The sequence below is a fragment of the Pseudomonas uvaldensis genome (assembly GCF_021271205.1).
Classification (GTDB): Bacteria; Pseudomonadota; Gammaproteobacteria; order Pseudomonadales; family Pseudomonadaceae; genus Aquipseudomonas; species Aquipseudomonas uvaldensis.
Genome location: NZ_JAIWKS010000008.1, coordinates 106,204 through 124,549 on the forward strand (window position 1 = coordinate 106,204; position 18,346 = coordinate 124,549).

Here is an 18,346-nt window from a genome sequence, read left to right on the forward strand (position 1 = left end):
ACCTTGTGGCGAGGGGATTTATCCCCTCGCCACATCGACCTTGCTCAGTTTGAAAACCCGGCTGCCCCATCGTTCAATCCCGACTGTCATCATTCCTGTCATTTACGGTCATTGCCGCCCCGCAGGGTTGTGCGGACAATCGGCTCCAGTTTCCTCGATGGATTGGCCGTCATGCCGCAACACATATTCTTCGCCCACGCCAATGGTTTCCCTTCGGCCACCTACGGCAAACTGTTTGCCGCGCTGGCGCCGCAGTTCCAGGTGACGTATCTGGAAACCCATGGCCATGACCCGCGTTTTCCGGTCGACGACAATTGGCACAATCTGGTGGATGAGCTCATTCATCATTTGGAACAGCAACCGCAGCCGGTGTGGGGTGTCGGTCATTCCCTCGGTGGGGTGCTGCACCTGCATGCCGCGTTGCGTTGTCCCCAGTTGTATCGCGGCGTGGTCATGCTCGATTCGCCGGTGCTGACCCGCGCCGATCAGTGGGTGATCCTGGCCGCCAAGCGCCTGGGCTTCATCGACCGCCTGACGCCGGCCGGCCGCACCCTGGGGCGACGCGAGGAATTCGCGGATCTGGATTCGGCCCGGCAGTATTTTTCCGGCAAGACACTGTTCCGTGGCTTCGATCCGGATTGTTTCGACGCTTACTTGCAACATGGTCTCCAACCGGTCGGCGACCGGCTGCGACTGCGTTTCGACCCGGCCACGGAGATCAGCATTTATCGCGGCGTGCCCCACACCAGCCCTGGTCGGCCCCGCAAGCTTAAGGTACCGTTGGCGGTGGTGCGCGGTCGCCAGAGTCGCGTGGTGATGCGTCATCACACTCGCACGGTGGGGCGCATGCCCCGTGGCGAGGCCCTGAGCATGCCCGGCGGGCATATGTTTCCCCTGGAACGTCCCCTGGACACGGCGAACCTGCTCAAAGATCTGTTCCAGCGCTGGGAGGGGCGCAGTGCATGAATACAGTCGAGGAAGTGCGCCTGAGCCTGCCTCACATCGAGCTGGCCGCCCACCTGTTCGGACCGGAAGACGGGCGGCCGGTGATCGCCTTGCACGGCTGGCTCGACAATGCCAACAGCTTCGCACGCCTGGCTCCCCGGCTCGAAGGATTGCGCATCATTGCCTTGGACATGGCCGGCCACGGTCATTCGGGGCATCGCCCGCCCGGTGCCGGTTACGCCTTGTGGGACTATGCCCATGATGTGCTGCAGGTCGCCGAACAACTGGGCTTGCAGCGTTTCGCCCTGCTGGGGCATTCCCTGGGCGCCGTCGTGTCGTTGGTGCTGGCCGGGTCATTGCCGGAGCGGGTGACGCACCTTGGGCTGATCGACGGTGTGATTCCCCCTACCGCCCCGGGCGATAACGCAGCCGAACGCATGGGCATGGCGCTGCAGGCGCAGTTGGATTTGCTGAAAAAAACCAAACCGGTCTACAAGACCCTCGACCGCGCCATCGAAGCCCGCATGAAAGGGCTGGTAGCCGTGAGCCGCGAGGCGGCCGAGCTGCTGGCCCAGCGCGGTCTGATGCCGGTGCCCGGCGGGTACACCTGGCGCACCGACAATCGCCTGATGTTGCCGTCGCCGCTGCGCCTGACCAACGAGCAGGCCATGACCTTCGTAACGCGGGTCGGTTGCCCGGCCCACCTGATCGTGGCGGCGGAAGGCATGCTCGTCCGCCATCCCGAGTTGCTGGAACGTCTACCCTTCAGTCATGAGCAGTTGCCTGGCGGCCATCATTTGCACTTGAACGATGAATCCGGTGCGGCGCTTGTAGCAGACTGTTTCAATCGGTTTTTCACCGTTTCTTGACTTGCGACGGGCAACTGTCGAGGCTGGGCGAGTTGAAAGGGAGACAACCATGACAGATCTCTGTTTACCCGCCTCGCGGCCCACGGCCGACGCCGGTCTTGTGCAAGTAATCCGGGCCAAGTCGATCCAATGAAATCATCCATCCCATCATTCGCACTGCTGGCGCTGGCCTGGCTGGGCCAGAACGCGTTCGCCGCCGATGTGCCCGGTAGTCAGGATCTGGCGCGCGTGCCGCGCCTGCCCGATGCGCGGATCGTCGATTACCGGCAAGGCCAGGATCAGGAGCGGATCTACCCCCTGGGCGCGATCCGCAAGATCAGTGGCCAGTTACGTTTCGACGGTCAGGTCGATGCCCGTGGCAACACCACGTCGGTCACTTACGAGTTGCCGCCGGAACATTCCGCCACCCAAGGGTTCACCGCCGCTCGCGAAGCGTTGCAGAAACAGGGCGCCGAATTGCTGTTCTGGTGCCAGGCCCGCGATTGCGGCGAAAGCAGCCTTTGGGCCAACGATGTGTTCGGCAATGCCAAACTCTACGGTGCCGACAACGGTCAGGCTTACCTGCTGCTGCGCCTGGCGCCGCCGACGGACAACACGCTGATCGCGCTGTACGGGATCACCCGCGGTAATCGCAAGGCTTATCTGCACGTCGAGCAGTTCGAGGCGAGCGCTCCCCTGGGCGACCTCCTACCGACGTCTGCCACGTTGTTGCGCCAGCTCAAGGACACCGGTGTGCTGGACTTGCCGCGCCTGGTTGGCGATCCGGACGAAGCCTGGCTGCGCTTGCTGGCCCGGGCGTTGAACCTGGACACTGGCCTGCGGGTCAGCCTCTCGGGACCCAAGGCCGAGGCCTGGCGAGAGGCGCTGGCGAGCCAGGGGGTGCGAGCGGCGCGGATGGAGGCCGCCGGTGGCGATACCGCGGGCCTGCACCTTGAGCTGCTGCGATAAGCTGTTTCGGGCAACGGGCTGCTTGCCGTTGCCTCGACCCTGTTCTTTTTCCGAGACCCTACATGCTCAATAACGATCGGCTGTTGGTGCAGATCCTGCTCCTGGTGTTGTTCGGTGCAAGCCTCTGGGTGATGGCGCCGTTCTGGTCGGCGCTGTTCTGGGGCGCGGTGCTGGCGTTCGCCAGTTGGCCGCTGATGCGCCTGTTGACCCGCTGGCTCAATGGACGCGAATCCCTGGCGGCGGGACTGCTCACCCTTGGCTGGATGTTGTTGGTGGCAGTCCCGCTGGTATGGCTGGGTTCCAACCTGGCCGACCATGTGCGCGACGCGACGGCATTCATCCGGGACGTGCAGGTCGACGGGCTGCCGGACGCGCCCCAATGGCTGGCCGGCTTGCCGCTGGTGGGCGGGCGGCTGACGGCGATCTGGAACAGCATCGATCAGCAGGGCGCGGCAATGATGGTGTCCATCAAGCCGTACCTGGGACAAGTCGGCAACTGGCTGCTGGCCCGCAGCAAGCAGATCGGCGGCGGTATCCTCGAACTGACCCTGAGCATCGTGTTCGTGTTCTTTTTCTACCGTGACGGCCCGCGACTGGCGGCGTTTGTCCACGGTTTGCTGGAGCGCCTGATCGGTGACCGTGCCGGTTACTACATCGAGCTGGTGGCCGGTACGGTACAGCGGGTGGTCAACGGTGTGATCGGCACCGCCGCGGCCCAGGCCGTACTGGCGCTGATCGGCTTCCTGATTGCCGGGGTACCGGGTGCCCTGGTGCTGGGGATCGTCACCTTCCTGCTCAGCCTGATCCCCATGGGGCCTCCGCTGGTCTGGATTCCTGCCACGGCCTGGTTGGTGTGGAAGGGCGAATACGGGATGGCGGTATTCCTGGGCATCTGGGGTACGTTCATCATCAGCGGCGTGGACAACGTGCTCAAGCCTTACCTGATCAGCCGCGGCGGGAACCTGCCGTTGGTCATCGTGTTGCTGGGGGTGTTCGGCGGGTTGATCGCGTTCGGCTTCATCGGACTGTTCATCGGCCCGACCTTGTTGGCCGTGGCATACAGCCTGTTGACGGACTGGAGCAAGAGCCAGGCGCGATGAGATTTACCGATCATCGGGTCCCGCAGGGGCGTTGGTTCCGCTACAATGCGCGCCGATTTCGACTTGCCTGAGAGCCCGCTCATGTCCGCCTGCCAGACGCCCATCATCGTCGCCCTGGATTTCCCTACCCGTGACGCCGCCCTGAAGCTGGCCGACCAGCTGGACCCCAGCCTCTGCCGGGTCAAGGTTGGCAAGGAGCTGTTCACCAGCTGCGCTTCGGAGATTGTCGGCACCCTGCGTGACAAGGGGTTCGAAGTGTTCCTGGACCTGAAATTCCACGACATTCCCAATACCACCGCCATGGCCGTCAAGGCTGCCGCGGAGATGGGTGTGTGGATGGTCAATGTGCACTGCTCCGGCGGCTTGCGCATGATGGCTGCCTGCCGTGACGTACTGGATCAGCGCAGCGGTCCGAAACCGCTGTTGATCGGTGTGACGGTTTTGACCAGCATGGAGCGCGAGGACCTGGCGGGCATCGGCCTGGACATCGAGCCCCAGGAGCAGGTACTGCGCCTGGCGGCGCTGGCGCAGAAGGCGGGGCTGGATGGCCTGGTCTGTTCGGCCCAGGAAGCCCAGGCCCTGAAGGCGGCGCACCCGTCCTTGCAACTGGTGACCCCGGGAATCCGTCCGGCAGGCAGCGCCCAGGACGATCAGCGCCGCATCCTGACCCCGCGCCAGGCCCTGGACGCCGGCTCCGATTACCTGGTGATCGGCCGCCCCATCAGCCAGGCCGCCGACCCCGCCAAGGCATTGGCGGCGGTGGTGGCCGAACTGGCCTGATCGAACACTGACGTTCCCTTGTAGGAGCGAGCAAGCCCGCTCCTACAAGTGTTCTGCGTCAGACCTTTAGCACGAGCTTTCCGAAGTTTTCCCCGCTGAACAACTTGGTCAGCGTCTCGGGGAATGTCTCCAGCCCCTCGACGATGTCTTCCTTGCTTTTGAGCTGCCCCTTGGCCATCCAGCCGGCCATTTCCTGTCCCGCAGCGGCGAACCGCGCGGCGTAGTCCATGACCACGAAGCCTTCCATGCGCGCCCGGTTCACCAGCAGCGACAAGTAGTTGGCCGGGCCTTTTACGGCTTCCTTGTTGTTGTACTGGCTGATGGCGCCGCAAATAACGACGCGGGCCTTGAGGTTCAGGCGGCTGAGTACCGCATCCAGAATATCGCCCCCGACATTGTCGAAATACACATCCACGCCGTTGGGGCATTCGCGCTTGAGTCCGGCATGGACATCTTCGCTCTTGTAGTCGATGGCACCGTCGAACCCCAGCTCATCGATCAGGAATCTGCATTTGTCGGCACCACCGGCGATGCCCACCACCCGGCAGCCTTTGATTTTGGCGATCTGCCCGGCGACGCTGCCCACGGCGCCGGCGGCACCCGACAGCACCACCGTTTCGCCGGCCTTGGGGGCACCGACGTCCAGCAAGGCAAAGTAGGCGGTCATGCCGGTCATGCCCAGTGCGGACAGATAACGTGGCAGCGGCGCCAGTTTCGGATCGACCTTGTAGAAGCCTCTTGGCTCACCCAGGAAATAGTCCTGCACGCCCAAGGCGCCGTTGACGTAATCCCCGACTGCAAATGCCGGGTTGTTCGAGGCAATCACCTGGCCCACGCCCAGGGCACGCATCACCTCACCAATGCCGACCGGAGCAATGTAGGACTTGCCCTCGTTCATCCAGCCGCGCATGGCCGGGTCCAGGGACAGATATTCGTTCTTGACCAGAATCTGGCCGGGCCCCGGTTCGCCGACCGGCACTTGCTGATAAGTAAACGTCTCACGGGTCGCGGCGCCTACCGGGCGTTTGGCGAGCAGGAACTGTCGATTGTTCTGGGCAGTCATGGCTGGCACTCAAGATGAATGAAGCCTTGTTGATAGACCCTTGAAGGATTTGTCGCAAGGTTTGCTGACACAGCGAATGCACGCCGATCCAACGCAGTGATATCGCCGCCCGGCCTGTTATCACTGCTACCCATGAACACCCAACCGGCACCTGGATAGTGCTGCCGTGTGCCGCAAGGCTGTGGCTACACTGGCCTGATCCCGCATCCTTCGAGGAACAGACAATGAGCATGACGTTTTCCGGACAGGTCGTCGTAGTCACGGGCGCCGCCGCAGGCATTGGCCGCGCCACTGCCCAGGCGTTCGCGGCGCAAGGGTTGAAAGTGGTGGCGGCCGATCTGGACAGGGCTGGTGGCGAAGACACGGTGCGGTCGATTCTGGACGCGGGCGGCGAGGCGGTATTCGTGCGCTGCGATGTGACCCAGGAAAGCGAAGTGCAAAACCTGATGAGTGAAGTGATCAATACGTACGGTCGCCTCGATTACGCCTTCAACAATGCCGGGATCGAAATCGAGAAGGGCAAGCTGGCCGACGGTACGCTCGATGAGTTCGACGCGATCATGGGCGTCAATGTCAAAGGCGTCTGGTTGTGCATGAAATACCAATTGCCGTTGCTGCTGGCCCAGGGCGGTGGCGCCATCGTCAATACCGCCTCGGTGGCCGGCCTGGGCGCGGCGCCGAAAATGAGCATTTATGCGGCTTCCAAGCACGCTGTGATCGGCCTGACCAAATCCGCTGCCATCGAATACGCCAAGAAGGGAGTCCGCGTGAATGCGGTCTGTCCGGCGGTGATCGACACGGACATGTTCCGTCGTGCCTATGAAGCTGACCCGAAAAAGGGCGAATTCGCCAACGCCATGCATCCCGTGGGACGTATCGGCAAGGTCGAGGAAATCGCCTGCGCCGTGTTGTATCTGTGCAGTGACGGCGCGGCATTCACCACCGGTCATTCGTTGGCGGTGGACGGCGGCGTTACGGCTTTTTGAAGCAAGCTTGTAGGAAGAAGCCCGCACTGGTTGCGGGCTTTTTTCTTGAAAGATGGAAAACTTCTCCAATGTCCCGCCAATGTGTTTCAAAGGATGAGATTCAGCGATTTTGGCGGCGTTGTCGTACCTCCTTTCCGAGCACCCTGTGCTTAACTGTTTCCCTAAAAGCAAACTGTTTCCAGAAATAAAACAAACGCTTAGGAGCTTGGTTACTCATGGAATTGAGAATCGACCGACAGGCCCTGGTGCCTGTCGTGCAGCAAATTGTCGACGCACTGACCGGCTGGATTCGACAGGATGCGGTGCAACCGGGGACGCGCCTGCCCTCCATTCGGCAACTGGCACGGGATAACCTGCTCAGCCAGTCCAGTGTGAATGAAGCCTGTGAGCGCCTGGTTGCCCAGGGCATATTGGCGTCCCGTCATGGCTCAAGCTTTTTCGTGGCTCCACCACCTCTGGCCGGGTCCGCATCCGGCGACTGGCCGGACGAGGCGCCGTTCATCCAGGTCGGCCGCGTAGACGACGCACAGTGGGAGCTGCAACTGGGCGCGGGCGGGCTGCCCGAGCGCTGGCGCGAAAGCGATGACCTGGGTTATGCGATCCGTCAGGTGACCCGCACCGACATGGCGGGGCTGTTCAACTACAGCACGCCGTTGGGGCTGCCCGCATTGCGCGAGCAACTGTCCAGGCGTTTGAGGCAGCTCAATATCGATGCCGACGTAAGCCGGATCCTGACCACGACGGGGGCGACCCATGGGCTGGACCTGATCGTGCGGACTCTGCTTCGGCCGGGATGCTGTGTCGTGGTGGAAAGTCCCGGTTATTCGAGCCTGTTCGAGTTACTCAGGCTTCACCGCATCGACATGATTGAGTTACCCAGGACGCCGCGAGGCCCGGATGTCGATGCGCTGCAAGCGCTGTTGGCCAGTCACCGGCCCAGCGCCCTGTTCGTCAACAGTGCCTGCCATAACCCGACCGGAAGCAGCCTGGCGCCGGCTGTGGCCCAGCGGTTGCTTCAACTGGCAAGGAAGCACGCCATGCTGGTAGTCGAAGACGATGTCTACGCTGACTTCCAGGGCACCGCGCGGACTCGGCTGGCAGCGCTGGATGCGGATGTTCTTTACGTTGGCAGTTTTTCGAAAACCCTGAGCAGTTCGTTGCGGGTAGGTTTTGTGGTGGCCGGGCCCGATGTCATCGAGCGACTGAGCGAGGTCAAGGGGATCACCAGCATGGGCGGTTCGCGGTTCTGTGAATCGGTTGTGGCCAGCCTGTTGGCCAATGGTGCCTATCGCAAACTGACCCAGCGTCAACGGCAACGTCTGAATGTCGACATGGCGGCGGTGCTGCAGGTGCTGGAAGATGCCGACTGGACAGTCTTCGGCAAGCCGGCGGGAGGACTGTTCATCTGGGCGCGTCCGCCCTTGTGCGACTACGCTGGCTTACAGCGCCTGGCCAAGCGGTTCGGCGTATTGTTGTCATCGCGTACGGCGTTCAGCCCTTCAGGCGCCGAAAGCGACTGGCTACGGATCAATGTGGCCTATGCCCGGGATCCCAGGGCACTGGCGTTCTTCCGGGCAACGGCTTTGGATCGACCTCCAGTGTTCTGAAAACGACGGGGCTGTAGCTTTTTGCCATTATTCCGACGCCAGCATCTTGTGTTGAAGGGTGTCTGATTGCGAATCTGCGATCACACACACTGGCAGAGGACTGAGCGCAATGATTTCGGCCGTGCAAGGACGTTTTGCCAACCTGGGTATGGCAAAGAAATTGGGGATCGGGTTTGTCCTGGTTCTGTTGCTCACTGCTGTGGTGGCGGCCATCGGTGTCTGGTCCCTGCAAACCATCAGCCAGCGCTTCGGTGGTTTGAAACAGATGTCGGCCCTTAACAGCGAACTGCTCAAGGTCCGGTTGCTGGAGCAGGAATATGCCTTGCGCTCCGACCCCAAGACCGTCGATGCCCTGCGCCAGGGTGTCGACGGGCTGCTTGCCCTGGCCAACGGACTCAAGGCGAAATCGACTGCCAACGTGCCGGTGATGAATGACGTCGAACAGGCCCTGGCGGCTTATCGCAAGGCGTTCGATGAATTTGTCGAATTGAACCAGAGCAAGGAACTGGCGTTGGAAATGGCCAGTTGGTCGGTTTCCAGCGTCGCCAATAACCTGGATGTGCTGCAAGCAGGCCTGGCGGATGATGGCGCCTATACCCTGAAAGATTCCGAAGGCAAGGAGGGAGCCGAGTTCATCGAACAGGCCAACCAGGTCAGCGAAGTGTCACGGTTGATGCTGCAGGCCATGAACGAAGCGCGGGTGCGCCTCGACCAGAGCCGCAAAGGCAATGAAGAAGCAGGGCAAGGCGACATCGAACAGGCCGAGCAGGCCATGAAGCAGGCCGAAGTGCTCAAGACCGCCGTCAAGGACGCGGGTTACCAGACCGTGCTCAACGAAGTGGCCGGGCATATTGCCGGATTCAAGCAGCAACTTGCCGACTACACCGGCCTGTTGGCCAAGGAAAAGATTGTCTACCGGCAATTGCATGAACGCGCCGACCAAGTCGTGGAACGGGTCAACCAGGCCTACAACGCCGAAGACGGTGCCATGCAGGCGGAACTGAAGAAAAACTCCTTGCTGATCGTCGGTTCGTCGGCCCTGGCCTTGCTGGTGGGGTTGATCGCGGCCTGGGTCATCACTCGTCTGATCGTTGCACCGCTGCGCAGTGTCATCCGCGTGGCTCAGCAGATCGCCTCGGGCGACTTGAGCGCAACGATCGAGGTGACGCGTCGGGATGAAATCGGTCAGTTAATGCTGGCGATGCAGCAGATGGGGGCCGGACTGAGCAGCATTGTCAGCGGCTTGCAGGCCGGGATCGAACAATTGGCCAATTCCGCCCAGTCCCTCTCGGCCGTGACCGAACAGACCAACCTGGAAGTCAGCAGCCAGAAAGAGGAAACCGAGCAAGTCGCCACGGCCATGAACCAGATGACCGCCACGGTACACGATGTGGCGCGCAATGCCGAAGAAGCGGCCCAGGCGGCCCAGACCGCCGATGACAAGGTCGAAAGCGGCCAGCAGGTGGTACGCCAGAGCATGGTGCGCATTGAGCAATTGGCCGATTCGGCCACTTCGGCCAGCTCCAGCATCGAAAGCCTCAGCGCTGAAATCCAGAACATTGGCACAGTGTTGAGTGTGATCAAGAGCGTGGCCGAGCAAACCAACCTGCTGGCGCTCAACGCGGCCATCGAGGCGGCACGGGCTGGCGAACAGGGGAGGGGATTCGCGGTGGTGGCCGATGAGGTACGCGCCCTGGCACGGCGCACGCAACAGTCCACCGAGGAAATCGAACGACTGGTCAGCGCCTTGCGTGCGGCAGCCCAGACGTCCGTGCAACAGATTCAGAGCAGTGGCGAGCTGGTGAAGATGGCGGTCAGCGATGCGCTACAGACCGAAAGCGCGTTGGGCAGCATCGCGACAGCGGTGTCGTTGATCCAACAGATGAACCAGCAGATTGCGGCAGCAGCCGAGCAGCAGAGTTCGGTCGCCGAGGAGATCAATCGCAGTGTCACCAGCATCCGCGCCAGCGCCGATCAGTCGTCCCTGGCGATGCAGGGCAACGCCGCGTCCAGCATTGAACTGGCGCAGTTAGGCGTTGAGTTGAAGGGGATGGTAGGGCATTTCAAATTGTAAGCCTGTAGGAAGAAGGCTCCGCGATGAAGAGCGTGGGGGCCCTCGGGACTCGAGGCGCCCCTATCGCGAGCAAGCTTTGCTCCCTCAGGGCCTTCGGGTGTACCGGGTCACTCAGTCGTAGACCCTTTTCTTCTTCCACTCCGATTCCTCTTCGACTTCCTTGAGCCCGGCGGACAACTGGTTGACTTCGTCTTCGGCTGCCTTGGTGCTGGCCAGGACCATGGCATTGGCGCGCTCCAGAAGTTTTTCAAGATAGGCCAATTGTTCGGCGTAGACCTGGGGTTCCTGCTGTTTGCGCAGGTACTGCACGCCGCGCTCGAACGCCAGGCGCGCCTGCCCGGGTTGTTCCTGTTGCAGGGCCTGTTGACCGAGATTGTTGAAGAATTCGATGTGCAGCAGGACCAGGATGTGCCGTACTTCACGAATCCAGCGCTTGGCTTCGTTGGGGGGCAGGAAACCGTCCTGGGCGGCCCGGGTAATCTGGCCATGCAGGGCTTCGAGCAAAAAACGCACGTCCTTGGCCTTGGCTTCTGTCAGGATGGGCGCCGGTGGATTGTTCACCGGGATCGATTCGCCTTGGGCGGCCAGCGCGTTGAGTTCGTCCAGGCGCGCCTTTACCGCGGCATTACTCTTCTCCATATTCAGCAAGCGCTGGCAAACGTTGATCTCCAGACGGGTGATCAACAGCTTCAGGGCCGGCGTCATCAATTGGCCAGGAAAGGTTTCGGTGAGTTCGCCGCAACGACGCAGGCGGTCGTTGAGTTCAACCTTGGTGCGGGCCTTTTCCAGCTTGTTGTTCTCTGCCACGTGGTTCATGTAACCAATGGCGATCAACAGTGCGATCCCGGCTACGACGAGCAGGGTGATCATGAGTGGTGTCACCGGTAAGACCTCTTTTATAGGGTTCGCATACTTCAGTGTAGTGGCTTGGCTTTTAAGCGCATAGGCCCGCAAGACGACATTAGACGGGCGTCATGCCGTTACAGGGCGCCCGCGAACTGGATGCACATTGCCACTATTTGTCCGGCGCGACTATAGCGTCTTGGCGGGCGCCGGAATATAGGCGTCAGAGACTGGACGGGCAAAATGTCCGAATAGGCCTTCAAACCGGGGGAAGTCATTGATTTAAATAAATTTATATCTGGGGGTTGACGACCTGCCCAACCATCCATAGAATGCGCGCCACTTACAGCGTAAAGCACTCAGCCAAACGCGATAAGCAGTGAATGTTGTACGTGTGTCCCCTTCGTCTAGTGGCCTAGGACACCGCCCTTTCACGGCGGTAACAGGGGTTCGAGTCCCCTAGGGGACGCCAATGCGGGAATAGCTCAGTTGGTAGAGCACGACCTTGCCAAGGTCGGGGTCGCGAGTTCGAGTCTCGTTTCCCGCTCCAATTTTAAACAATCTTGCTTCAGGGCAGGGTTGAGTGAAACCAGAAACGATATCTTCGGATGCGGGTCTGGGCACTGGAACACACACCAATGTGTTCCGGGCAGCGTGTCCCCTTCGTCTAGTGGCCTAGGACACCGCCCTTTCACGGCGGTAACAGGGGTTCGAGTCCCCTAGGGGACGCCATTTGCGGGAATAGCTCAGTTGGTAGAGCACGACCTTGCCAAGGTCGGGGTCGCGAGTTCGAGTCTCGTTTCCCGCTCCAAATTCAAAAAACGCCGTTCAATGAGCGGCGTTTTTTTATGCCTGTGAAAAAGCGTTCAGTCCTCCAGGCTATGGACCAGATTCTCAAGCGCCTCGACGCTGGTTTCTTCCGGCGAGGGCTGGATGGCGATCGCTGTTCGCATATGACGCGCCAAACGGTATTCGCTGGGTGTGCAGTTGGCGAATTGCTTGAAAGCGCGGGCGAAGTAGGACGGATCCTTAAAACCGGCCTCGTAGCCGATGCTGGTGATGGGCATCTCGCTGTTATCCAGCAGATCCTTGGCAAAGCTCATGCGTTTGTTCAGCACGTAGTCGGTGAAGCCCAGTCCGTTGGCCTCCTTGAACAGTCGACTGAAGCGAAATGTGGTCATGCCGCAACGCTTGGCCAGGTCCCGTTGATCAATGCTTTCGCGAAAATGCTGGTCGATGTACAGCATGATGTGGCTGAGCGCCTGGTGTTTCTGGTGTCCTGAGGTCAGGCGGATGCTGTCCGGCAAGATGGGCGCGTGGTCAATCAGCGAAGTCTTGCCACGGCTGCCGTTATTGCGCCGCAACTCGCATAACTGCACCACGGCGGCCAGGTAGCGCTTTCTTTCTGTGGCTGACAGGGGAAGCACCATGTATTCCCAGACGCTGGAACGCATGGCCCAGACCGCCAGTTCTTCGGAGTGCTGTACGGTGAACATGGTGATCGGGATAGCAGGCACGGTGCGCTTGATCTCCAGCAGGCGCCTCAAGCCCGGCGTGTCTGGCCTGTCAAAATGGATGCAGATCATGTCGACCTGTTCCCCGGTGGGCAGCGCGGCATTTTTTGCCACCGTGCAGATACACGTGGTCTCGAACTGGGTGATGAGTTCCTGTGTGGAGCGATCGCGGGTCAGATCGAACCACAATAACCTTGGCTTACCGGTCAGATTCGACGTCATGTGCGTACTCAGTGGTTCTTCCTGTCCTTTAGCCGGAAGTATTGCCAATGTGCTATCACCGCGCCGAATAAATTTCTATAAGAAACCTCTTTCTCATCGCGATACCTGATTGAGCTTTGCCCCGCAGTCTTTGCGCAAAAAAATCCTAGCGATGTGCAAAATCCTCCTAACGGCTATACCGCCCCCCTGACTAGGGTTGCATCAGGCAGTTCGCAATGTACTGCCTTTTAAACAACCCCGATGAGGTGTGCGAAATGACTCTTCAAACTATCAAGGCTTCGGTAATGAAGTTCGCCAAAGATGAAGATGGACTGACCATTGTGGAATACGCAGTGGCCGGTGGGTTGATCACGGTATTGGTTGCCGCGGCCTTCGTTCTTCTGGGCGGCGCCGTGAACACGAAGATCCGTGCTCTGTGCCAGGCCGTCAACGGCAACGTTGCCTGCTGATCGCAACACTTGAAATGGGGGACACGGCAACTGTCATGGAATAGCGCTTGCGACTCTTTTGCTGTGAGTACAACCCACTTATTCAAACGGACTTCGCGTTGTCCCCGACCACCAGTTATTCGCCATACAACTTATGAAGTTGAGGTAAATAAAATGACTCTGCACACACTCAGAACTTCCATCCGTAAGTTCTTGAAGGACGAAGAGGGCCTGACCATCGTTGAATATGCGGTGGCGGGTGGTTTGATCACCGTGGCGGTGGCCGCGGCCTTCGTACTGTTGGGCGGCGCTGTGGATACCAAGATCCGTGCGCTGTGCCAGGCCGTCAATGGCAACGTCGCCTGCTGACGATAACCGCAACCGGGAGACGCGCCATGTCCATGGAATTGCTGGTGTCGACGGTACTACTGCTGGGACTTTTGGGCGTAGCGGTGGCAAGCGATCTGCTTCGCCACCGCATACCCAACATGCTTGTCCTGTTGGGGCTTGCCCTTGGACTGACCAGCCAGGTCTATACAGCCGGCATCGGCGGGCTGGGCGACAGCCTGCTGGGCATGCTGATCTGCTTCGGTTTGTTTTTGCCCATGTACGCAGTGGGCGGTATGGCGGCCGGGGACGTCAAGCTGATGACCATGGTCGGCAGCTTCCTGCCCTTCCATTACGCATTGTGGGCGGCCTTGTTCAGCCTGATCGCCGGCGGCGTGTGCGGTTTCCTGATCGTCCTGGCCCGCGGCCAACTGCTTCAGACCCTCGGGCGTTACTGGCTGATTGTCCGCGCCCAGTCTTATCTGGCGCCCACGGCCGATGAAGTGGCCGGCAAACCCTTTCCCTATTCGATTGCGATCCTGATCGGCACCTTGAACAGCGTCTACTGGCAATTGGTTGCCGGTGGCTGGGGAGTCTAGTCATGCACGTCATCAACGATAGCGATGCCTACCCCAGCGAAAGGGAGGCCGTGCAACGCCTGGCACCTCAGCCGTGCACGATTCGCGACACCGGTCTGACCGACAGCTTCCTGGGTGAACTGGTGTGCAAGCATCTGCATGATGCTGGCGTGCTGGACATGTCAAGACTGGTGGAGCGCCTGGCCCTGACCGGTGCGGTGCTGGAAGAGGTCCTGGCGTTCCTGCGCAAGGACGGTCGTGTCGAAGTGCTCGGCCAGATCGGCCAGGCGAATGTACAGACACTGCGTTATGGCCTGACCGAGCGCGGTCGCAGTTCCGCCCGCGATGCCCTGGCCCGTAGCGGTTACATCGGTGCGGCACCGTTCCCGGTGAGCACTTATCGATCCCTGATCAAGATTCAGACCATCCACCATGGTCGAATCACTGCCAACGACATGCAACAGGCCCTGTCCGGCCTGGTACTGACCCAAGGCATGCTCGACCAGTTGGGCGTGGCGTTGAACTCCGGCCGGGCCATCATGATTTATGGGCCGGCGGGCACCGGCAAGACTTACGTCAGCAGCCGGTTGATCCGCCTGTTCGCCGAAGCGATCTGGGTGCCCCATGCCATCGTCATCAACGAGTCGGTGATCGAAATCTACGATCCGCAGGTGCACCAGCGCCTGGACGACAACAACCCGTCGAACAACCTGATGCTCAACGAAGGCATCGACCGCCGGTTGCTGTGCTGCAAGCGGCCCATTGTGATCACTGGCGGCGAGCTGAGCATGGAGCAACTGGACGTGCGCTACGACCCGTTTACCCGTCAATACCAGGCCGCGTTGCAGCTCAAAGCCAGCAACGGCCTGTTCATCATCGATGACTTGGGGCGCCAGCGCATGGCCCCGGCCGAATTGCTCAACCGCTGGATCGTGCCCATGGAAGAGAAGCGCGATTTCATCAACCTGGGGGGCGGCCGGCATTGCGAGTTGCCGTTCGACCTGATCCTGGTGTTCTCCACCAACCTCAATCCCCTGGAGCTGGCCGACGAAGCCTTCCTGCGTCGCATCGGCTACAAGGTGCAGTTCGGTTACCTCAAGCCCGAGGAATACGAACGCATCTGGCGCCAGGAATGCGAGCGCCTGGGCATTCCCTACGACCCGCTGCTGGTGCGCTATGTGCTGCAGCGCCTTTATGGCGGCGAAGGCATGCCGCTGGTGCCGTGCCACCCTCGCGACTTGTTGAACATGGCGCTCGATCGACAGCGCTACCTGGGCGGTGCCGGGCCGTTGTCGCCCCAGGAGCTGGAATGGGCCTGGCACAACTACTTCGTTCAGCTCGACTTTCTTTGATCCGGAGATACCGACATGAGCTCTCGTACGCTTCCACTGATAGGCGTTTCCCTGGTAATGGGCCTCGGTGCCGCATGGATGGCTGACTCCTGGCTGAGCGCGCGACTCAATGCGACCCCCGATGATCACCTTCGAAGCGTGGTGGTCGCCACGGTGGAAATTCCCTTCGGTCAAATGGTCGAGGCCCAGCAGGTCACGACCGTGCGCATGCCCATGGACACAATCCCGGACGATGCCCTGGATTCCAGCGAAAAGGCCGTGGGCAAGATCGCCACGTTCGACATCCTGCGCGGCGACATTCTACGGGGGGCGCGCCTGAGCGAGCATCTGGGAGGCAGCACCCTGGCTTCGCTGATTGCGCCAGACAAGCGTGCCGTCTCGGTTCGGGTGGATGACGTGGTCGGCGTCGGCGGCTTCCTGTTGCCGGGTAACCGGGTCGATGTGCTGGCGACCAAGACCACCAGCGCCGGCAGCAACAACGCGGTGTCGCGGACCATCCTGGAAAACCTTCGCGTACTGGCGGTCGACCAGACGGCGGGGACCGACAAGACCCAACCGGTGGTGGTGCGGGCCGTGACGCTGGAAATGACGGCTGTCGAAGCGGAAGCGCTGGTTACCGCCCAGACCGAAGGCAAGCTCCAGCTGGCCCTGCGCAACCCCTTGAACCTGGAGAAAAAAGCCGTGGCCGTTGCGCCACCGGCTCCCGCACCGGTCGTGGTAGCGGCCGCTCCGGCACCCAAACCCGTGGTGCAGCGCATCGTCAAGGCGCCGGACAGCGCGGCGGTCACGGTGATTCGCGGGGTTGAAAGCAAGGTGATCAACCTGCGTTGAGCGGTGCAAAACATCGCCTGGCTTGCAGGCGATGACGATCCTCAAGGCAGTCAGCGAGGGCGTGACGATGAATCCCAATATTCGGCAACGCCAGGGAGGGGCGGTAAGTGTTTTGATGGTGATCGCGCTGGTGGCGATTTCCATGGTAGCGGCATTGGCCCTGGATGGCGGCCACATGCTGCTCAACAAAAGCCGCTTGCAGAACGCGGTGGATGCCGCGGCTTTGAGCGGGGCCAAGACCCTGAGTCAGGTCACCGGCGGCCTCAACATGGCCAGCTCGACCCGAGCGGCGGCCCTCGACACGCTGACGAAAAACGCCAACGCCTCGGGCAATGCCGAGCTATCGACCGCGGTGGCCGACAACCCGGGTGCGTTTGCCGTGGTGGAACTGGCCAGCAGCGTCTATGGCCCTTTCTCCTATCCCGGGCCCGCGGATGCCAAATACGTGCGGGTGTCGGTGTCGAGTTATCAACTGAACGGCTTTTTCTGGAGTTTCATCCAGACGATGGGCAGCGCCGGCTTGGGCAATAAAAGGGTGGCGGCCATCGCTACCGCAGGTCCCAGTCCTACCTCGCCCTGCGATCTGGCGCCGCTGATGGTGTGTGGCGACCCCGCCCAGTACGACCCGGCCGCAGGTAATTTCTGGGGCTATCACTTTGGTGACCTGGAGGTCCTGAAGACGGCGGCAGGGAATACCTCGCCCATCGGGCCGGGAAACTTCCAGTTGCTCGATTTCGGATCCGGCGGCAGTACGGTCCGGGAAGACCTGGCCGGTGGTGGTTCGGTCTGCCGCAGTGTGGGCGACAACGTCCAGACGGCTCCCGGCAACAAGGCCGGCCCCACATCCCAGGGCTTGAACACGCGCTTCGGTATCTACAACGGCCCCGTCAGCGCCTCCGACTATCCACCGGACCTGGTGACCTCGTCGAGCAATCCGGCGATGACCTATGACGATGCGCTCGCCCAGGCCAAATACAAAAACCAACCCGTTACCGCGAGCAACGGCGATCTCTCGGCGGGTGATGAAGCGATACAGGACTACAACGACTGGCGGGCCCAGGTCGCCGCCTGTGTGGCCGGCAGCGGCAGCGGCTGTGAAAGCAACGGGGTGTTCGAGCGCCGGATGCTGAAGATCGTGATCGGAAACTGCACCGGCAAGCAAGGGGGTTCCACCTCGATTCCGGTGCTGGGGTTCGGTTGCTACTTCGTCGTGCAGCCGGTCGACGGCGGAGGCTCGGACTCCCTGGTCTTCGGCCAGTTCGTGCAGGAGTGCGAGGGAGATGGCGTACCGGGGCCAACACCGTCCACCGATGTCGGGCCGCAGATCATCCAGCTCTACAAAACCTACCTCAATGGCAGCGGCACGCCGAGCACCGACTCGTAGGAGGCGTCATGAGACTTGCCCAGTTCAATCCGCCCCAGGCCCAGCGCGGCGTGGCGCTGGTGGAGTTCACCCTGGTGTTGCCGCTGATGCTGTTGCTGTTGCTGGCCTTTGGCGAGTTCGGTCGCATGCTCTACCAGTACAACGTGCTGTTGCAGGCCAGCCGGGACGCCGATCGCTTTGTGGCCGCCCAGGCCTGGAACTCTACCCTGGGAGGCATCGCCCTGAGCAGTACGTTGCAGACCCAGACGAAAAACGTTGCGGTGTACGGCGTGCCCAGCGCAGTCGGCAGTCCCGTGGTGTCTGGGTTGACGACGGCCCAAGTGGAAGTCGCCGCCGTGGGCAGCGATCACGTGCGCGTCACCATTACCTACTCCTTTTGTCCAGTGATCGGCGCAGGCAACTGTACCGGATCGATTCCGGGTTTCTTTGGCAGCGCCATGTCATTGGGCATACCGCTGGTCGCGACAACGGTCATGAGGGTGTTGTGATGAACAG

At 61.1% G+C, this 18,346-nt stretch carries 18 protein-coding genes, 4 tRNA genes and 1 pseudogene; 20 read left to right on the forward strand and 3 right to left on the reverse strand.

Annotation, left to right across the window (positions count from 1 at the left end):
* The first annotated feature begins 171 nt into the window (after positions 1-171).
* From LCU97_RS18935 to pyrF, 5 genes are all read left to right on the forward strand, one after another.
* A complete protein-coding gene (locus LCU97_RS18935; protein WP_053150024.1) occupies positions 172-966 on the forward strand; it encodes an alpha/beta fold hydrolase in 795 nt (264 codons plus the stop codon).
* Positions 963-1,814 carry an alpha/beta hydrolase gene (locus LCU97_RS18940; protein ID WP_232777471.1) on the forward strand — a complete coding sequence of 284 codons (852 nt, stop codon included), beginning with the start codon at positions 963-965 and terminating at the stop codon, positions 1,812-1,814. Before LCU97_RS18935 ends, LCU97_RS18940 begins: the two co-directional genes overlap by 4 nt.
* A gap of 141 nt (positions 1,815-1,955) precedes the next feature.
* Positions 1,956-2,762, forward strand: coding sequence for a DUF4892 domain-containing protein (locus LCU97_RS18945; RefSeq protein ID WP_408636422.1), 807 nt, complete (start codon positions 1,956-1,958; stop codon positions 2,760-2,762).
* 62 nt (positions 2,763-2,824) lie between these two features.
* Positions 2,825-3,862 (forward strand): AI-2E family transporter, encoded by a 1,038-nt coding sequence (locus LCU97_RS18950; RefSeq protein ID WP_053150027.1) that lies wholly within the window; start codon positions 2,825-2,827, stop codon positions 3,860-3,862.
* Positions 3,863-3,943: 81 nt separating this feature from the next.
* Positions 3,944-4,642 (forward strand): orotidine-5'-phosphate decarboxylase, encoded by a 699-nt coding sequence (gene pyrF / locus LCU97_RS18955; RefSeq protein ID WP_172679608.1) that lies wholly within the window; start codon positions 3,944-3,946, stop codon positions 4,640-4,642.
* Between the two features lie 58 nt (positions 4,643-4,700).
* Here pyrF and LCU97_RS18960 read toward each other — a convergent pair whose 3' ends face one another.
* Entirely contained in the window at positions 4,701-5,705 is a 1,005-nt protein-coding gene (locus LCU97_RS18960) for an NADP-dependent oxidoreductase (protein WP_232777473.1), read from the reverse strand.
* A 224-nt stretch (positions 5,706-5,929) separates the two neighbouring features.
* Between LCU97_RS18960 and LCU97_RS18965 the strand changes: the two genes are divergently transcribed.
* The 4 genes and pseudogenes from LCU97_RS18965 (at position 5,930) to LCU97_RS26915 (ending at position 10,372) form a co-directional block, all read left to right on the forward strand.
* Positions 5,930-6,691: an SDR family oxidoreductase gene (locus LCU97_RS18965; RefSeq protein ID WP_053150036.1), complete on the forward strand. Its 762-nt coding sequence runs from the start codon at positions 5,930-5,932 to the stop codon at positions 6,689-6,691.
* Between the two features lie 215 nt (positions 6,692-6,906).
* The gene (locus tag LCU97_RS18970; RefSeq protein ID WP_053150039.1) at positions 6,907-8,298 is read left to right on the forward strand and encodes an aminotransferase-like domain-containing protein; all 1,392 of its coding nucleotides are present in this window, start codon (positions 6,907-6,909) and stop codon (positions 8,296-8,298) included.
* A 148-nt stretch (positions 8,299-8,446) separates the two neighbouring features.
* Positions 8,447-9,511, forward strand: a pseudogene (locus tag LCU97_RS26910) (HAMP domain-containing protein); the annotation flags it as partial.
* Positions 9,509-10,372, forward strand: a complete 864-nt coding sequence (locus LCU97_RS26915; protein WP_371259570.1) for a methyl-accepting chemotaxis protein — start codon at positions 9,509-9,511, stop codon at positions 10,370-10,372. The pseudogene LCU97_RS26910 and the gene LCU97_RS26915, both read left to right, overlap by 3 nt.
* Positions 10,373-10,483: 111 nt before the next feature.
* Here LCU97_RS26915 and LCU97_RS18980 read toward each other — a convergent pair whose 3' ends face one another.
* On the reverse strand, positions 10,484-11,242 hold the full coding sequence (locus tag LCU97_RS18980) for a VHS/ENTH/ANTH domain-containing protein (RefSeq protein ID WP_053150046.1): 759 nt from the start codon (positions 11,240-11,242) through the stop codon (positions 10,484-10,486).
* A 369-nt stretch (positions 11,243-11,611) separates the two neighbouring features.
* On the opposite strand from LCU97_RS18980, the gene LCU97_RS18985 reads away from it, so the two are divergent.
* From LCU97_RS18985 to LCU97_RS19000, 4 genes are all read left to right on the forward strand, one after another.
* Positions 11,612-11,687: transfer RNA gene (locus LCU97_RS18985), tRNA-Glu, on the forward strand.
* A 2-nt stretch (positions 11,688-11,689) separates the two neighbouring features.
* Positions 11,690-11,765 (forward strand) — tRNA-Gly (locus tag LCU97_RS18990).
* Between the two features lie 106 nt (positions 11,766-11,871).
* Positions 11,872-11,947: transfer RNA gene (locus LCU97_RS18995), tRNA-Glu, on the forward strand.
* Between the two features lie 3 nt (positions 11,948-11,950).
* Positions 11,951-12,026 (forward strand) — tRNA-Gly (locus LCU97_RS19000).
* Between the two features lie 55 nt (positions 12,027-12,081).
* On the opposite strand, the gene LCU97_RS19005 is transcribed toward LCU97_RS19000, so the two are convergent.
* Positions 12,082-12,951: a response regulator transcription factor gene (locus tag LCU97_RS19005; RefSeq protein ID WP_053150049.1), complete on the reverse strand. Its 870-nt coding sequence runs from the start codon at positions 12,949-12,951 to the stop codon at positions 12,082-12,084.
* A gap of 254 nt (positions 12,952-13,205) precedes the next feature.
* On the opposite strand from LCU97_RS19005, the gene LCU97_RS19010 reads away from it, so the two are divergent.
* The 7 genes from LCU97_RS19010 (at position 13,206) to LCU97_RS19040 (ending at position 18,339) form a co-directional block, all read left to right on the forward strand.
* The gene (locus LCU97_RS19010; RefSeq protein WP_053150053.1) at positions 13,206-13,400 is read left to right on the forward strand and encodes a Flp family type IVb pilin; all 195 of its coding nucleotides are present in this window, start codon (positions 13,206-13,208) and stop codon (positions 13,398-13,400) included.
* Positions 13,401-13,553: 153 nt separating this feature from the next.
* Positions 13,554-13,748, forward strand: a complete 195-nt coding sequence (locus LCU97_RS19015) for a Flp family type IVb pilin (RefSeq protein ID WP_053150055.1) — start codon at positions 13,554-13,556, stop codon at positions 13,746-13,748.
* Between the two features lie 26 nt (positions 13,749-13,774).
* Positions 13,775-14,305, forward strand: a complete 531-nt coding sequence (locus tag LCU97_RS19020) for an A24 family peptidase (RefSeq protein WP_053150058.1) — start codon at positions 13,775-13,777, stop codon at positions 14,303-14,305.
* Positions 14,306-14,307: 2 nt separating this feature from the next.
* Positions 14,308-15,636 carry an AAA family ATPase gene (locus LCU97_RS19025; RefSeq protein ID WP_053150061.1) on the forward strand — a complete coding sequence of 443 codons (1,329 nt, stop codon included), beginning with the start codon at positions 14,308-14,310 and terminating at the stop codon, positions 15,634-15,636.
* Positions 15,637-15,651: 15 nt separating this feature from the next.
* The gene (gene cpaB, locus LCU97_RS19030) at positions 15,652-16,467 is read left to right on the forward strand and encodes a Flp pilus assembly protein CpaB (protein ID WP_053150064.1); all 816 of its coding nucleotides are present in this window, start codon (positions 15,652-15,654) and stop codon (positions 16,465-16,467) included.
* Between the two features lie 67 nt (positions 16,468-16,534).
* Positions 16,535-17,851 carry a TadE/TadG family type IV pilus assembly protein gene (locus LCU97_RS19035; RefSeq protein ID WP_232777475.1) on the forward strand — a complete coding sequence of 439 codons (1,317 nt, stop codon included), beginning with the start codon at positions 16,535-16,537 and terminating at the stop codon, positions 17,849-17,851.
* Between the two features lie 8 nt (positions 17,852-17,859).
* On the forward strand, positions 17,860-18,339 hold the full coding sequence (locus tag LCU97_RS19040; protein ID WP_053150067.1) for a TadE/TadG family type IV pilus assembly protein: 480 nt from the start codon (positions 17,860-17,862) through the stop codon (positions 18,337-18,339).
* Positions 18,340-18,346 lie beyond the last annotated feature (7 nt).

Excerpts from the sequence above, each read along its gene's own strand:
- LCU97_RS18935 (WP_053150024.1), top strand. The coding sequence starts at position 172 with ATGCCGCAACACATATTCTTCGCCCACGCCAATGGTTTCCCTTCGGCC.
- LCU97_RS18940 (WP_232777471.1), top strand. The coding sequence starts at position 963 with ATGAATACAGTCGAGGAAGTGCGCCTGAGCCTGCCTCACATCGAGCTG.
- LCU97_RS18950 (WP_053150027.1), top strand. The coding sequence starts at position 2,825 with ATGCTCAATAACGATCGGCTGTTGGTGCAGATCCTGCTCCTGGTGTTG.
- pyrF (WP_172679608.1), top strand. The coding sequence starts at position 3,944 with ATGTCCGCCTGCCAGACGCCCATCATCGTCGCCCTGGATTTCCCTACC.
- LCU97_RS18960 (WP_232777473.1), bottom strand. The coding sequence starts at position 5,705 with ATGACTGCCCAGAACAATCGACAGTTCCTGCTCGCCAAACGCCCGGTA.
- LCU97_RS18965 (WP_053150036.1), top strand. The coding sequence starts at position 5,930 with ATGAGCATGACGTTTTCCGGACAGGTCGTCGTAGTCACGGGCGCCGCC.
- LCU97_RS18970 (WP_053150039.1), top strand. The coding sequence starts at position 6,907 with ATGGAATTGAGAATCGACCGACAGGCCCTGGTGCCTGTCGTGCAGCAA.
- LCU97_RS26915 (WP_371259570.1), top strand. The coding sequence starts at position 9,509 with ATGGGGGCCGGACTGAGCAGCATTGTCAGCGGCTTGCAGGCCGGGATC.
- LCU97_RS18980 (WP_053150046.1), bottom strand. The coding sequence starts at position 11,242 with ATGATCACCCTGCTCGTCGTAGCCGGGATCGCACTGTTGATCGCCATT.
- LCU97_RS19005 (WP_053150049.1), bottom strand. The coding sequence starts at position 12,951 with ATGACGTCGAATCTGACCGGTAAGCCAAGGTTATTGTGGTTCGATCTG.
- LCU97_RS19010 (WP_053150053.1), top strand. The coding sequence starts at position 13,206 with ATGACTCTTCAAACTATCAAGGCTTCGGTAATGAAGTTCGCCAAAGAT.
- LCU97_RS19015 (WP_053150055.1), top strand. The coding sequence starts at position 13,554 with ATGACTCTGCACACACTCAGAACTTCCATCCGTAAGTTCTTGAAGGAC.
- LCU97_RS19020 (WP_053150058.1), top strand. The coding sequence starts at position 13,775 with ATGTCCATGGAATTGCTGGTGTCGACGGTACTACTGCTGGGACTTTTG.
- LCU97_RS19025 (WP_053150061.1), top strand. The coding sequence starts at position 14,308 with ATGCACGTCATCAACGATAGCGATGCCTACCCCAGCGAAAGGGAGGCC.
- cpaB (WP_053150064.1), top strand. The coding sequence starts at position 15,652 with ATGAGCTCTCGTACGCTTCCACTGATAGGCGTTTCCCTGGTAATGGGC.
- LCU97_RS19035 (WP_232777475.1), top strand. The coding sequence starts at position 16,535 with ATGAATCCCAATATTCGGCAACGCCAGGGAGGGGCGGTAAGTGTTTTG.
- LCU97_RS19040 (WP_053150067.1), top strand. The coding sequence starts at position 17,860 with ATGAGACTTGCCCAGTTCAATCCGCCCCAGGCCCAGCGCGGCGTGGCG.